The organism is Chloroflexota bacterium (assembly GCA_034717495.1).
Taxonomy (GTDB): Bacteria; Chloroflexota; Anaerolineae; order JAAEKA01; family JAAEKA01; genus JAYELL01.
On sequence record JAYELL010000060.1, the window covers coordinates 42,524 to 55,888 of the forward strand.

15 protein-coding genes are annotated in these 13,365 nt (G+C 57.4%); all 15 read right to left on the bottom strand.

Annotated features, from left to right (window positions below):
- Positions 1 to 36: 36 nt before the first annotated feature.
- Complete coding sequence (locus U9R25_12085; protein ID MEA3336644.1) at positions 37 to 255, bottom strand: hypothetical protein; 219 nt, start codon at positions 253 to 255, stop codon at positions 37 to 39.
- The gene (locus tag U9R25_12090) at positions 252 to 449 is read right to left on the bottom strand and encodes a CooT family nickel-binding protein (protein ID MEA3336645.1); all 198 of its coding nucleotides are present in this window, start codon (positions 447 to 449) and stop codon (positions 252 to 254) included. Before U9R25_12090 ends, U9R25_12085 begins: the two co-directional genes overlap by 4 nt.
- 328 nt (positions 450 to 777) lie before the next feature.
- The gene (locus tag U9R25_12095) at positions 778 to 1,155 is read right to left on the bottom strand and encodes a DsrE family protein (GenBank protein ID MEA3336646.1); all 378 of its coding nucleotides are present in this window, start codon (positions 1,153 to 1,155) and stop codon (positions 778 to 780) included.
- A 123-nt stretch (positions 1,156 to 1,278) separates the two neighbouring features.
- Complete coding sequence (locus U9R25_12100) at positions 1,279 to 2,520, bottom strand: rhodanese-like domain-containing protein (protein MEA3336647.1); 1,242 nt, start codon at positions 2,518 to 2,520, stop codon at positions 1,279 to 1,281.
- Positions 2,521 to 2,593: 73 nt separating this feature from the next.
- On the bottom strand, positions 2,594 to 3,757 hold the full coding sequence (locus tag U9R25_12105) for a 4Fe-4S dicluster domain-containing protein (GenBank protein MEA3336648.1): 1,164 nt from the start codon (positions 3,755 to 3,757) through the stop codon (positions 2,594 to 2,596).
- Positions 3,754 to 4,068, bottom strand: a complete 315-nt coding sequence (locus U9R25_12110; protein ID MEA3336649.1) for a winged helix-turn-helix transcriptional regulator — start codon at positions 4,066 to 4,068, stop codon at positions 3,754 to 3,756. The genes U9R25_12105 and U9R25_12110 overlap by 4 nt, the downstream gene beginning before the upstream one ends.
- Positions 4,065 to 6,155, bottom strand: coding sequence for a CoB--CoM heterodisulfide reductase iron-sulfur subunit A family protein (locus tag U9R25_12115; GenBank protein ID MEA3336650.1), 2,091 nt, complete (start codon positions 6,153 to 6,155; stop codon positions 4,065 to 4,067). Before U9R25_12115 ends, U9R25_12110 begins: the two co-directional genes overlap by 4 nt.
- Positions 6,148 to 7,491, bottom strand: coding sequence for a CoB--CoM heterodisulfide reductase iron-sulfur subunit A family protein (locus U9R25_12120; protein ID MEA3336651.1), 1,344 nt, complete (start codon positions 7,489 to 7,491; stop codon positions 6,148 to 6,150). Before U9R25_12120 ends, U9R25_12115 begins: the two co-directional genes overlap by 8 nt.
- Positions 7,492 to 7,517: 26 nt before the next feature.
- The gene (locus tag U9R25_12125; protein MEA3336652.1) at positions 7,518 to 7,961 is read right to left on the bottom strand and encodes a hydrogenase iron-sulfur subunit; all 444 of its coding nucleotides are present in this window, start codon (positions 7,959 to 7,961) and stop codon (positions 7,518 to 7,520) included.
- A gap of 84 nt (positions 7,962 to 8,045) precedes the next feature.
- Positions 8,046 to 8,306 (bottom strand): sulfurtransferase TusA family protein, encoded by a 261-nt coding sequence (locus tag U9R25_12130; protein MEA3336653.1) that lies wholly within the window; start codon positions 8,304 to 8,306, stop codon positions 8,046 to 8,048.
- Positions 8,303 to 8,539, bottom strand: coding sequence for a hypothetical protein (locus U9R25_12135; GenBank protein MEA3336654.1), 237 nt, complete (start codon positions 8,537 to 8,539; stop codon positions 8,303 to 8,305). The genes U9R25_12130 and U9R25_12135 overlap by 4 nt, the downstream gene beginning before the upstream one ends.
- Positions 8,540 to 8,712: 173 nt before the next feature.
- A complete protein-coding gene (locus U9R25_12140) occupies positions 8,713 to 9,444 on the bottom strand; it encodes a Crp/Fnr family transcriptional regulator (GenBank protein ID MEA3336655.1) in 732 nt (243 codons plus the stop codon).
- A gap of 57 nt (positions 9,445 to 9,501) precedes the next feature.
- Positions 9,502 to 10,230 carry a DUF333 domain-containing protein gene (locus U9R25_12145; protein MEA3336656.1) on the bottom strand — a complete coding sequence of 243 codons (729 nt, stop codon included), beginning with the start codon at positions 10,228 to 10,230 and terminating at the stop codon, positions 9,502 to 9,504.
- Positions 10,231 to 10,847: 617 nt separating this feature from the next.
- Positions 10,848 to 11,711: a DUF2202 domain-containing protein gene (locus U9R25_12150; protein ID MEA3336657.1), complete on the bottom strand. Its 864-nt coding sequence runs from the start codon at positions 11,709 to 11,711 to the stop codon at positions 10,848 to 10,850.
- A gap of 145 nt (positions 11,712 to 11,856) precedes the next feature.
- Positions 11,857 to 13,200, bottom strand: coding sequence for an MFS transporter (locus tag U9R25_12155; protein ID MEA3336658.1), 1,344 nt, complete (start codon positions 13,198 to 13,200; stop codon positions 11,857 to 11,859).
- Positions 13,201 to 13,365: the final 165 nt, after the last annotated feature.

Consider the following 13,365-nt stretch of genomic DNA (forward strand, 5'->3'; position numbering starts at 1 on the left):
AGCGTCCAGACAATGTTCAAGACCGCACTCGCTGTGTCAGTGGGCGTGGTGATGCTGTTGCTCTGCCGGACCGCCCAGCTTGTCCAGAGCGCTCGCCAACGCTTCGTTGGCGAGGACCACTGCTTCCGCAGCAGCCAGGATGTCCGGCGCGGCAACGCCGGCCTTGTCTGCCCAGCGGCGGAACTCGGCAGCATGTTCGTCGTTGTGCTCGATCCAATGGGGAATCAACACTCGCAGTTTTTCCTGGTCATTCATGGCGTTTTCTCGGGTTCAGTCAAGGACTCAAGCATCACCCGGTGCTTGATCAGGTCTATCTCGCGGATGGTAGCTTGCACCACCTGGGGTGCCTCGAACAGCCTACTCAGCCGCACTCCTTCCGGTACAAGCTGCACCTTCAGCACGTCCTGCATGATCTCTTCTTCGTTCAAGTACACGGTTGCCTGGCACATGGTAGAAAACCTCCTCGCAGCGACAATTGCAATAACCAGCTTTTCAAAGCACTAGTCCAGCTTCCTGATGACTGCCAGCGTCTGATCCCATAGGCTGCGACTGAAACGACGCCTTTCCCATACGCGTCGTAGCAAACTCAATCGGCTCTTCTGCGCCGACTGCTTCGCCTGACGACAGAGCCTCAACGGATCCACGGTTGTCAGCAGAGGCGGCTTTCACGCCAGCCAGTCACGGGCATGAGCACCCGTTCTACCTTAATACCTGGATCCACCGAAGCTGGTTGGGAGGCGTCGCCTCTGCTGACCGCAATGAACCCTTCCTTGTTGCTTAGAAGGTAAAGGTCATCGTCGCTCCTTCCGCGTCCATCAGGAAGGGCGGCGCCTTTTCGATGAGGATCCGCTCATCTCGCAGGTCCTTGGGGTTGATCCCCTTGTTCTCCAGGGCCAGCTCGCAGAGCACGACCTTGCCGCCCAGATCCATGATGGTGTCGAACAGTCCGACCGGATCGGGCAGGCCCTTTGGCTGGCCGATCTTTTCCAACTCGCCTCTGAGGGCCCATCTGGCTCCTGCCGGACAGAAGAAAACGTGGACCTCATCATCGATGGCGAGGCCGGAGGAGGCAAAGATCAGCGTTGGCAGGATGTTTGCGGGTGTGTCGCCATTGCAGACAATGACCATTTTCTGGCTACCGTTTTGTTCAGACATGTGATTTTCTCCTTTAGCTCAGGTTAGGGAATCTGGTCTTGATGTCAAACTTCGGTTGGGGAATGAGCGTGCTCCATAATGTTCTTTGCCTCGGGCGAGAGTGCGAAACTGTCTGTTTCACAGCTATTCCGGGCTATTCGCCATGACTTGCTGGACTGATTGAAGAAACTTCACCAATTCCGAAAGAAACCAGTTGACGTCGAGTCCATCGCATTGGTCTGTCAACTGCGAGAGCCAGGCGGCGGCTGGCACGGCGTATTCTTCCGGCCAGGGTGCCGTCTCCACTGGCGCGCCGGGGAGAGCCTTCGGTTGCTCCATAGTTTCTGCAAGCACACCCGCTGCCGTTCCCTCGATGGGGTAATCACGCCAATTTCGTGAGTCATCGATCCGAAAAGGGACAATCTGTGGATCAAGTGTCCAGGTAGACATCCCGTGCAGACTCACCTGGGCGTCGTAGCCCATCATGTTGAGAATTGTCGCCACCTGCGGACTGGTGAATCCCAGATAGCAGCAGATGACAATGGGCTGGTCGGTCGGCAGGCGCGAGAGGTTTTCCGGCTCAAAAACCTGCCAACGAGGGCTGTTTACCGCCCCAGGAATATGCCCTTTGGCATAGTCATCCGGCCACTGCAGACTGAGCACAAAGGGATCGTTTGCTGCGTCGCCGTCCATCAATAGGTCTTCCAAATCACAGGGACAGATGCCGGCGTTGGTATAATGCTCTGAGGCCAGGTAAACATCGGCTGCTGCCGTGATAATCTCTTCCGGCGTGCTTCCGGCCACGTTCAGCTGTGGATAACGGCCTGTGGGATCGGCAGTGTGTGTCTGGGTGTCCATGGCGTGTTCGCAGACACATGCTGGGTCAAAGTGGTCAGGAATGGCGACCTGATTTTTGGTCCAGCTCTCAAAGCCATACGCCAGATCCAGGGTGTCATAGCCCAGTAAATTCAGAATGGCGGAAATCTGAGCGGAATGGACGCAGTGGTTGCAATAGAGAACCACCAACTGATCTTCGGGAATCTGGGCCCGCAGTTGGGCCACGTCGGTGATTTCATCCCAGGGTAGATTGATTGCTCCAGGGATGTGCCCCCGTTCATACTCAGCACGGGTCTGTACACTCACTACCAGTGGATCGTTTTCAGGGTCGCCATCGTGCAGCAGGTCGTACAATTGGTCGACGTCCATGTGGTATTGGTGATATTCATCGGGAAAATAGTCGGCTGCCGCCAGCCGAATTGTCTCCAGATCGGGGGGAGGGTCGTTGGCCAACGCTACAGCGCAGGCCTCGCCGCTCAACACAAGCAGCCCGCCGATCACAACAAGTATTCCCAGCTTCTTCATCAGCCTCGTGATTACAGGTTTCATCTGAAGCCTCCTGGCGCAATGATGCGCAGTTATCGTGTGGCTACCTGACTTGACCTGGCTTTCGCCGGCAGAGTCAAGCCGCAACAGATGCCATCTCGGTCTCTGCCGCCTGCCGGACCAACGCCTTCTCCTTCACCGCCTGGAAATAGATAGCGCATGGCCGGTAGGCCAGGTGCGACCATTTACCGAAGGGCACTTCCAGCACCAGCATCGGCACCAGAATTGCCAGATGGATGACATAAATGTAGTAAGTCCCTAAAGGCAGTCCCATATAGCGGAAGATATGCACCAGGATGCCGGACACTGTGGTCAGAAACAGCAGGATCAGGAACATCCAGTCACTTGGGTGCGAGAAGCGGTGCATCTCGGAATCCTTCTTGATCCGTCCCCAAAACATCACTGCTGTTCCCCACAGCAAAGCGATGGTCGCCAGGTAGCCGATCCACCGCTGGGGATGCCAGATGGGATAGATTTCATCGGTTTGGAACCATTTCAGGAAGCCCACGATCAATACAAGCATGATGCCGTAGCCGACCACCAGAATCCAGTGATTGCGCCAGAGAGGTTTCTTCAGGAAGTCCTTTTCCGGGTCCTCATCGCATTTGGACCACCGGCTCTGGGTCACTAGTTGGTAGATCAGTTGCCAGGCTTCAGTGATGTACAGCGAGAAAGGTATCTTGAGGTCCGTGCCCCGGCGCAGGGTGAAGATGTACATGCGAAAGACGTTGGACAGCAGGAAAAAAGCAAGCCCAAGAAACATGATCCAGTCGAGAACATGGACAACGTGAGCGGGAGCGAAGGTGTTCAGTTCAACGCGATCGGTGACGACGGGGCCGTGAAAGAGAGCGAACGCCACCACGACCAGGAGACCCACGAACAATACGGAACCGATCTCCCAGTACTTTGAAGTATAGAATCTGCGGGCAAGTCCGGTCCAGTCGTATTGGGCCGTCAGCCAGCGCCGCATGGTCATCTGCGCTTCGCCCGGCTCGGCCTGCCTGGGGCAGGTCTCGGAGCATTCGCCACAGTAGTAACATAGCCAGGGGTCGGTGCTCTGCAGCAGGCGATCACGCAACCCCAACTGCACCATGCGCAGATTGTTGCGCGGGAATGGCGTCGCATCGGTGGCCAGCGGGCAAATGGCGGTGCAGTTGCCGCAGTTGAAACAGGATTCGATGTTGACCTCGCCGTATTTCTTGAGTTCCAACAGCAGGTTTGGATCTGCGCGATTTTTCATCGCTTCTCCTCCTTGGCCAGGCCATAAAGGTAGTACTCGTAGTCCTCGTCCAGGCCTGTTTCAACGATCTGGCCGTACTTCTTCATCGCGGCAACGTGCCATAAGACCTCTGGGGCAGAGAGACCGACCTGATCGGCCAATTGGGGCACGGAGTGGGGCCCGGCTTGCAGCGCCCGCCGCAGCGATTTTCGAATACCCTGCTGCTGCTTGAGCATGGCCTGGGCTTCCTTTACCTGCTCGCGATGCTGCTTGCGCAGATCGGCCAGCATTTCGCTTCGTTTTTTCGCTTCTGTTCTGTCTCTTGTCGTCATGCCACACCCTCCAGGACAGGGATCTCCGCCGTGATGGCGTCCACCATGGCTTGGTATTCGTCCAATCGCCAGCCTTGCACATCGATGGCCTGATTGGGACAGACGCTGACGCACACGCCGCAGCCGTTGCAGTTGGCGGGAGTCACTACCGCCCGCTGGGCGCTGGCGCCATTTCTTGAGAAGGTTTCCAGGTGTATAGCGCCATCCTGCGGGCAGATACGCACACAGTCGCCGCTGCCCTGGCAACGGTCAGCATCCACGTGGGCCACGTAGGGCTCCAGTTCGACCTTCCCTTTGTTGAGCAGGATCGCCACCTTGGAGGCGGCTGCTTCCGCGGCGGCGCAGCTTTCTTGAATGTTCATCGGTCCCTGGGCTGTCCCGGCCAGTACGATACCGTTCACAGCGGTCTCAACGGGCTGCAACTTGGGATGGACTTCCAGCAGGAAACGGTCGTTGCCCGGGGTGATGTTGAACGTTTCAATCAGGTCCTGTATCGGGTTGGGCATCATTCCGACAGACAGCACGACCAGGTCCACCGGTAATTCGATTTCCTCGCCCCAGGTCAGGTGGTCCTTAACCTTGACCAACAAGGGGTGTTGCGAGCCATTCTCGGCCTGATATACCTCGGGAATCTCCTCGGCGAAGTAGCGCAGGAAGGTGACCTGGTTCTGGCTGGCCTGGGTGTAGTAGTCCTCTTGCCCGCGGCCGTAGGTTCGAATGTCCTCATAGATGTCGTATGTGTGTACGTCCGGGTAGCGTTCCCGGATCTGATTGGCCGCGCTCAACGTGGCCGTGCAGCACACACGTGAGCAGTAATCGTTGACGTGTCCGTCCGGCTGGGGTTGGTGCACCCCTTCGATCTGGCGGCTGCCTACGCAGTGGATCATGGCGATGCTGCGCACGGGATGACCGTTCCATTCCAGCTCGCCGCCGGTGGGGCCATCGGGCGCCAGCAGGCGCTCCAACTGGGGCAGGGTGATCACTTCGGGGAATTCGCCGTAGCCCATTTCGCCAGGGAATGGCTCGTAGGGACGGAATCCGGTGGCAACCACTACGGCCCCCGCGTTGATGTCGAATTCGAAGGGGGTGTCATCCAGGCGGATATCACCATTGTGGCTGGACTTCAGACATTCCTCGCAGCGGGTGCAGTGTTCCCAGTCAATCACCGGGCTGGCCGGGTAGCAGCCCTTGTAAGGTCGGTAGATGGCTTTACGGGTCTGGAGGCCATAGTTGAATTCATCCGCTACTTCCACCGGGCAGGCGGCTATGGCCTGCGCCACGGCATCGAAATTTCCATCAATACCACGCGGCTGCTGGCGGATGTGGACCTGGAAATTGCCCACGTAGCCTTTGGCTTCCACTACCTCCGCACCGGTATGGATGGTGATATTGGGTTCAGCCAGCACGCGCTCGATCAAACGGTGCAGCAGGGTGCGGGCATCTTCGCCGGTCGGGAAGACATGCTGCCACTGGGCCATACGTCCGCCCAGGAAGTGGCTCTTCTCCACCAGGGTGACTTTCAGCCCCGAGCGGGAAATGTCCAGCGCGGCCCGCAGTCCGGCCACCCCTCCCCCAATGACCAGAGCGTGTTTTTCTGCTTGGAGCTGCACCGGTTCCAGCGGTCTCATCAGGCGGGCTTTGGCAATCCCGGCCGACATCATGCGCACTGCTTTCTCAGTAGCTTCATTCGGGCAATCGTGATGCACCCAACTATCCTGTTCTCTCAGGCCGACGTGATAATACAGGTAGGGGTTTAGCCCCGCCCGCTCCACCGTTTGGCGGAAAGTCTGCTCGTGCAGGAAGATGGAACAGGCTCCCACCACGATCCGGTTGACTCCCTTCTCTCTGATGTCATCGGTGATCAGCTTCTGCCCTGGATCGGAACACATGAACATGTCGCTGTGGGAGGTCACAACGTTGGGGAGTTCCCCCAAAGCCCTGGCAACCTGCTCGCATCGCACCACGTCGCCGATATTGCCGCCACAGTTGCAGACGTATACGCCGACGCGCACTTCTTCTTTCTGTTCCTGGGATGAGTCCTGCAAGGGCACCTTTTCTTCTTGGGTCGGGTTGGATTGTTCAGGCATAGACCGGGCTCCTCTCTTCCTGAGCCGCAACGGGTGCGGCCTGCCGCCCGTTGTGCGTATGCATATAGGCAGCAGCTTCCGAGGCGGCGGCTCCCGCGGTTACAATACTGTCCACGATGTCCATCGGTCCGGTTGCCGACCCGGTGGCGAAGATGCCTGCCTGTTCGGTCACTGCAGGCGAAATGTTGTAGTCTGGAATCTGGATGAAACCGTCCTCCGCGACAGGGACCTGATAGAGGGGCTGCGTGTTATAGCCAGGCAACATGCCTACCGAGAGCACCACCAGATCATGCCTGCGCTCGGCCACGTGCGAGAACTCGTCTATCAACTCTACCCGCACGATGGGATTCTGGTCCTCATCCTCGGTGATGCGAGCCACCTTGCCCTTGACGAACTCGATCCCCATGGCTTTGGCGTTCTGGTAGAACTGCTCGTAGCCCTTGCCGAAGGCGCGGATGTCCATGTAATAGATGGTGATGTCGGCCAGGGGCAACGCACCCGAGAGCAACATGGCCTGCTTGATGGCATACATGCAGCATATCCGCGAGCAGTAGGACACACCCAAGCTCAGGTCGCGGGAGCCCGCACATTGCACATAGGCGATGGAGTCGGGCAATTTGCCATCCGACGGCCGCAGCACCCGCCCGTAGGGGCCGGTGGGGGCCAGCAGGCGTTCCATCATCAATCCATCGATCACGTTACGAAGATTGCCTGCCCCGTACTCCTTCTTGGCATCGTAGGGGGTCACTTCATAGCCGGTGGCCAGGATGATAGTCTCTGCCTCGATCTGGAGGGTTTGCGGCTGCTGGAAAAAATCGATGGCGTCTGTGGGACAGGCTTTGAGACACTTGCCACAGAAGATGCAATGGTCGATGTCAAGCAGGGCAGTCTGCGGCACGGCGGTGGCGAAGGGTACATAGACCACCCGGTGGGCCGTACGACCGTATTCATTGGCTTCGTCCGGCAGATCGAGGGGGCAGACCAGTTCGCAGGAGCGGCAGCCGGTGCAGTCCTCTTCCCGCACATAACGGGGCTTCCGCAGGACCTGGGCGGAAAATCCCTTCCCGTTGCGTGTTACCGACTGCACTTCGCTGTAGGTCAACAGTTGGATGTTGTCGTGGTGGGCCACGGCCGCCATCTTGGGGGTGGTGATGCAGCTACAGCAATCCAGTGTGGGAAACACCTTGCTCAAGCCGATCATCTTGCCCCCGATGCTGGGATCCCGCTCCACCAGGGCGACCTGATAGCCCTGATCGGCCAGGTCCAGCGAGGCCTGCATGCCGGCGATGCCACCTCCGACAACCAGGGAATCCACGTGTAGCTTGTTTGAGGTCATTTCTTTTAAATCCTCGTCTTCCTGGCTCACGCCTGTAGGGCTGTTGTGGCCGGCAGTGAACGGGGCACCGGCCCAAGCTCCTCGAGCAACTGGTTCATCTTTTCGATCTCTTCGAGGAAAGGACGGACGCACACAGTGCAGATAGCCGTCAGACGCAAGCGGCGCGGGTCCAGATTGCGCTCTTTCATCAGTTCATAAGTGCTGTTGACCATGGTCGCCGTCCGTTCCGGCGCGCCTTTGTAAGGGCTGTCGGTGCCGCTGTACATCACGAGTATGCCGTCGAAGCCGCGCTCGAAAGCCCGCATATAAAAGCTCTCTGGAAACATGGCTGCACTCATGACCGGCAGGATGAAAGTGTTAGGTGGATATTCCAGGTGAGCCTGCCCGGTAGAGTCTGCTCCCCGATAGCCGCCCGACAGGGTGGCCAGGATCAGAATCTTGGGTGTTCCGTTTTCCGTTTTTGTTGCCATGGGTAGTACCTCAATTCGATAATGCGCAAAACGCCGAAATGCAGCATGAAATATCACGTTTTACGCATTACGTTTTCCGTTCGACTACTTCTGGCGCAGAATAAAAAGCCGGTCGTACGCGCCTTCATCGACAAAGCCCAGAAATTCGTTGCCGGTCTTCTTACACCAGCGGCTCAGGTTATTCCGGGTGTCCTGTGAGCCGGACCAGATTTCCAATACTTCGCCGACGTTTACGCCGCCGATGCCCTTTTTGGCTTCCAGCAGGGGACCAGGACAGGCGCTGCTGCGGGCGTCGACAACTTTGGCGGATTGAATGCTCGCGAGATCTTCTACTCCACTCGTCATTGGGTTTCTCCTTGGTTGAATGGTGGCTGGAGCGTTGCCTGCTCCAGTTCGTCGAGTAACGAATCGATGTCCAGGTGATAAGCATGTGCCACCTCGTCAAGCGTACAGAATGGCGCCATCGGACATCCCACACATGCCGTGCGGCGATGGAGGAAAACCAGCAGCGTCTGCGGCCAACGGTCCATTACGTCGGCTACCCTGCTGTCAGCCCTCAGATGGGAACAGTCTATCATGCCAGACACCTCTGTTTACCAGCATAGACCATGTGCAGGCTGCTGTCTTTGTGCCAGAACAAAGAAATCGGAAAACAAAATGACAGCCACCTCAAAGGAGTGACTGTCACTTGTAGATGAACCCCTGAACTCAAATTTGGAAAACGGTGCGCCCCTATCTCAGACCGTCTGGCCTAGCGATCGCCCCTGTTACTGTTTTTCTGCGTCGTCAATCCCTCGGAAATCGCTACCAGCCCGTGCATTTGCAGAATGACGATCCGCTTCCAGCCCAGCTCAACCAATCCCTGGTGCTCCCAGCGGTTGAGAACGCGGCTGGCTGTAAACTGCGTCGTGCCCGTCATTTCTGCCAGATCTTCGCGAGACAGTGGCAGGTTGATCAGCACGCCGGTCTCCACACGTTGCCCAGCCTGTCGCGCCAGCCGTAACAAGGTCTGGGCCACTCGCTGTTCCACGCACTCGGTGGTCACCTCGTGGTAACGACGCTGCCATCCCTGGCATTGCTCTACCATCACCTGCAAGGCATTCAAAGCGATTTGTGGATAGCGCTGCAGCAAGTCTCGCAGCGTGTTTTTCTCCCATCCCAGGGCCGAACAGGCATCGACCGCCTGCAGGGCTGCCGGGTACTCTGCCCTATCGGCCAGGGCGGCAATCCCAAAGCACCTGCCAGGGTCGAGAAAGCGCACGAGCACCTGATGGCCATCCGGCGTCAACTGTGTTAACTTCGCCCGTCCCTCCAGCAGCAGATAAGTGGAGGTCGCGGGATCACCTTGATGATAGAAGAAACCCTTGGGGCCAACCTGGGTGCGCCAGCCTGCCTGATACACAGCTTCCAGTGTGGAATCAGACAGGTTTTGAAAGAGTATGGATCCGGCGAAAGCCTTGGAAACATCTGATGGCAACGACATGTCTCCCTATTCTACCGGAAAAAACCGGAAATGTAAAAAATGGAGCAAGTCGCAGGCTTAGTCGATAACACACGGCCACCCGTCATTATCGAGTGTGACCTCGATATCACGGACAAGGTATGAGCAGAGCAGTGCGTTGAAACCATCCGGTGCCAAAACATCTTTTCCATGCCAGAAATCCTGGCTCCCGCGGAGATACGAGGGCGTCTGCATCTGGCAGGCATAACCAAATTCCTCTACGACGCCATCAGCCAGGCGGAACTGTAATGTGAAAAGCGAAGCACAGTTTGCCGCCGGCATCAGGCTCACGTCAGCATCAAGGGCCGCCACAAGCTCAGCCACAACATCGGGCTCCGAGAAGGAAATCAGAGGCTCATAGGAACCTGGTACGTCGGGATCGCGCCTGAGAAGGGCGATTTCCTGTGTCTGGGCCAGCCCTGCTTTATCGACGATGTTGATGGTGATTCCTGTCGCGATTTCTTGCTTTTCCGGACCGCACTCGCCGCGAAAGAACTCCCATCCGTCACATTCACTTCCGTCTGGAAAGATGCACACGCCATACTGGCTGCCATCGGAGGCGGTGCGTATTTCGTATGTGTAGCCTTTTTCAGCGCAGAACAGGGCAGCCGGATTGGCTAACCCCACTGTACTCTCGCTGGTCGGTTGGCCATCAGGTGTTTGCAGGATTGGGGGCAGCGTGCAGCTGGCCAGCAACAGTGCCATGACCAGCAGAACCAGCAGGTGTATTCTGAACTTGCAGATCCAACAGTCCTTATCAGGTTTCACAGCCTTGCCTCCTTCTTGATTGCAGAACTTGTACCTGGATGCCTTTCATTCTGAAATCAGACGGGTGTGTGATGTTTAGAATGTGATATACATAACACAATCGTCAGCATAACACACCTCATTCCGGCGGTCAAGTTGGTACTGCAACGAGCAGCAATTCCAAATATGACGCAACACAGCGAAAATTCGCCATGAACCTGACAAGGATGAACCGCAGCGCTGTCCCGAGCCTGTCGAGGGGCGTAGTCGAAGTGTGACGCTGATGAACGCAGAAAATCGCAGATCGATCAAAAAAAGATCAGCGACCTTTGCGCCGAAGGTCTGCGTAATCGGCGTTCCTCTGGTTTGTCCGGGTTAGGGTAAGGCGACTTGTCAGCTGTGTTTGCGTAAGACTAACCTGGCTAACCCAATGAATGGGGACATCGTACAGGCTGGACTCCAGCGCCCAGATTGGTCGTATTGAGTATGCCGTGATCTTCAGGATCATTCATACTGCAAGGAACCTGGAGATTCTTCGGCGCACACATCACAGAAAAAAGGCGGCGGAAGAAGGTTCAAAAGCCTTCTCCCACCGCCTGATTCACGTTAGTCTGTTGATGCCAGCGAAGACGCCGGGGCTAGCTGCGACCACGCCCGCGGCCGCCATTGCCGCGGCTGTCCTGGCTACCCTGGTCGTCGTGGTCGCCATGACCACCTTGTTCGTTCTCGCAATCCTGATCGTCGTGGCCGCCGGCGCCTTCGTCCCCATGACCACTCTTGCCGTGTCCTTGACCGCTCTTGCCGCGGCCGCCCATTTGATTGGAACTGGCTATGATCTTGTCAAACCCCGCCTGATCCATGTACTGAGGCTGATAGATTTCGCCAGCCTGTCTTTCCAGGGTGCGGACAAAGGCGCGCAAATGGTTGCCTGAGCCCTTCAGTAGATTGGTATAGACCTCCTGGATGTCAGGATTGTCGGTCTGAGCCAGGTACTCCTCCAGATCGAGGATGTCGATCTCCTCGATAGCGGCGCCCACTTTCAGGGCGTCAGCCAACGACTGGCTACCGGTGTTCACCAACCCGTCATAGAGGGCCTGCAGATCGGGATCGGTGAAGACACCGACATCATTGCCGGCGGCCGGATCTTCGATGCCACTGCTGTCGATGAGACGTAGAACGGCGTCCATGTGGGTCTGCTCGGATCGAGCGATGTTCTGGAAGATGCGTTGTCCCCACTGCTCATAGAGCGTCAGATAGACATCACGGGCCAGTTTCTCCTCTTCCCTCATGAACTGCAGGCCGCCGGCTTCGTCGGAGCTTAGTTCTCCAGATGCTTGCTGTACGACGGCCGGGGTATTGGAGGTGGTTGTGACTGCTGTCACCAAAACGGGGGCGGCAAAAGTATCCATCGTATCGGCTGCGGCCGGTAGACCACAGGCTATCATTGACAGTGCTGTGAAACCCGCCAGTGCGCTAAGTGAAAGAGTTCGAAAGATGCGCATGTTTATTTCTCCTTATGTGAATGGTTTGGTTTGTCAAACTCGTCATATATCCACTATAATCCAAAATTATGGAGAACTTGTGGAGGAACCATGGTACAACAACATTCCCACCCAACCATATCTATTCCGGAATATCCTGTCGCATTTATGGCTCACACTTTTCGGCGTCGCTTGTCTCGGGGGAAGCGGCAACGCAGCAGCGAGCCGTCGGATCATAGCGGGGCTCACGCAAAAACATGATGGCGACGAGCAGGCTTGCCAACGCCAGGATACCCGCGATGGCGAACAAGGTTGGGTAAGACCACCAGGCCGCCAGAAAGCCTACCAGCAACGGTGCGAAGGCCAGCGGCGCCAGAGCGGTGTTCTGCAAAGCTACACAAACCGGCCGGGTGGATTCGTCGGCCATCTCCAGAATGATATTGCTGTACCCGACCTGGACACCGCTCAAGGTCGCGCCCAACAGCAAAAAGACGCCGCCGAACAACCAACTCATATGGCTGGGGGTCAACCAGGCCAGGCCGGCGGCCAGGGCGAAGGTCAGGCCAACGCCAACGATAACCAGGCGGTTGCCGTAGCTATCGGAGAGCCAGGCCCAGAGAATGTTGGATGAGGCTGCACCCACCATCTGCAGGGCCAGGTAGAGGCCAATGACGGAAGCTGCGACGTTAAGGTCGTTGTGAGCATAGACCACGAAGAAGGGAGCCAGTGCCAGGCTGAGGGTCAGCAGCGAACGGTTGAGCAGGAGCATGCGCAGATTATTACTGCCCTTGAACAACTGCCCCGAGGTGCGCAAGAGATCCCTGGGGCTTGTCAACAGGCGTTGGTTTTTGCCTTGCGGCTCTTTGATCAACGCAAAGCCGATCAGGGCCACGGCCAGGACGGCTGCGCTAAGCGCTATGATCAGCGCATAGTTGGTTGCAAAGGGGAAACGTTCGGGCTGGTCGAGTATCCATTTCACCACAAGCCCGGCCAGGATGGCCAGGCCGAACCCGAAGAGCTGTTTCGACCCGGCGAATCGCCCCCGGCGCCGCGCCGGGATGGCCCGCGCGAAGATATCGGCGTAGATGACGGTGCCCATGCCGCCGATCAGGGAGAATAGCCCGAACAGGCCGATTAGGGCAAACAATACCAGGCCAGGCCTGCTCACACCAAACTGGAAAATCAACCAGGCCAGGAGGCCCAGGGCCAGAAAACGGGTAATGATGATGGCCATGAGCCATGGCTTCTTGCGCTGCCGGCCATCGATCAGGTAGGCGGTGCTGAGTTGCGGTATCACCGCACCTATGGCTTGCAGCGAGGCCATCAATCCCACAGCGCTGGCGGCCGGCGTCAGCATGGCTACCAGGCTGGGCAATACCGTGTGGATATTGGAAAAGGCGGCCGAAGCCTGAAAGAAGACACCGTGAATGAGTCCGGCGCCGAAATTGCGATAGTAGTGCTCTGGCAGGACTTCCCCGTTCTGGGCTGAGGGGAGGGTGATTCTCGTCATCGGTGATGCTCCTGGTGCAGGTGCCTGGGATTGTGATGGTTGCTCTCGCCAGGGCGTTCATGCAGCGCACGCTCGATGATTTCTCCATCGACGACGGACGAGATCGAAAAACAGGGGGCGTGTCCGAAATGGGCAGACACGGTGACACCATACCACGGACACAAC

What these genes read in the sequence shown, in the direction of transcription:
- U9R25_12085 (MEA3336644.1), bottom strand. Translation starts at nt 255, where the DNA reads ATGAATGACCAGGAAAAACTGCGAGTGTTGATTCCCCATTGGATCGAG.
- U9R25_12090 (MEA3336645.1), bottom strand. Translation starts at nt 449, where the DNA reads ATGTGCCAGGCAACCGTGTACTTGAACGAAGAAGAGATCATGCAGGAC.
- U9R25_12095 (MEA3336646.1), bottom strand. Translation starts at nt 1,155, where the DNA reads ATGTCTGAACAAAACGGTAGCCAGAAAATGGTCATTGTCTGCAATGGC.
- U9R25_12100 (MEA3336647.1), bottom strand. Translation starts at nt 2,520, where the DNA reads ATGAAACCTGTAATCACGAGGCTGATGAAGAAGCTGGGAATACTTGTT.
- U9R25_12105 (MEA3336648.1), bottom strand. Translation starts at nt 3,757, where the DNA reads ATGAAAAATCGCGCAGATCCAAACCTGCTGTTGGAACTCAAGAAATAC.
- U9R25_12110 (MEA3336649.1), bottom strand. Translation starts at nt 4,068, where the DNA reads ATGACGACAAGAGACAGAACAGAAGCGAAAAAACGAAGCGAAATGCTG.
- U9R25_12115 (MEA3336650.1), bottom strand. Translation starts at nt 6,155, where the DNA reads ATGCCTGAACAATCCAACCCGACCCAAGAAGAAAAGGTGCCCTTGCAG.
- U9R25_12120 (MEA3336651.1), bottom strand. Translation starts at nt 7,491, where the DNA reads ATGACCTCAAACAAGCTACACGTGGATTCCCTGGTTGTCGGAGGTGGC.
- U9R25_12125 (MEA3336652.1), bottom strand. Translation starts at nt 7,961, where the DNA reads ATGGCAACAAAAACGGAAAACGGAACACCCAAGATTCTGATCCTGGCC.
- U9R25_12130 (MEA3336653.1), bottom strand. Translation starts at nt 8,306, where the DNA reads ATGACGAGTGGAGTAGAAGATCTCGCGAGCATTCAATCCGCCAAAGTT.
- U9R25_12135 (MEA3336654.1), bottom strand. Translation starts at nt 8,539, where the DNA reads ATGATAGACTGTTCCCATCTGAGGGCTGACAGCAGGGTAGCCGACGTA.
- U9R25_12140 (MEA3336655.1), bottom strand. Translation starts at nt 9,444, where the DNA reads ATGTCGTTGCCATCAGATGTTTCCAAGGCTTTCGCCGGATCCATACTC.
- U9R25_12150 (MEA3336657.1), bottom strand. Translation starts at nt 11,711, where the DNA reads ATGCGCATCTTTCGAACTCTTTCACTTAGCGCACTGGCGGGTTTCACA.
- U9R25_12155 (MEA3336658.1), bottom strand. Translation starts at nt 13,200, where the DNA reads ATGACGAGAATCACCCTCCCCTCAGCCCAGAACGGGGAAGTCCTGCCA.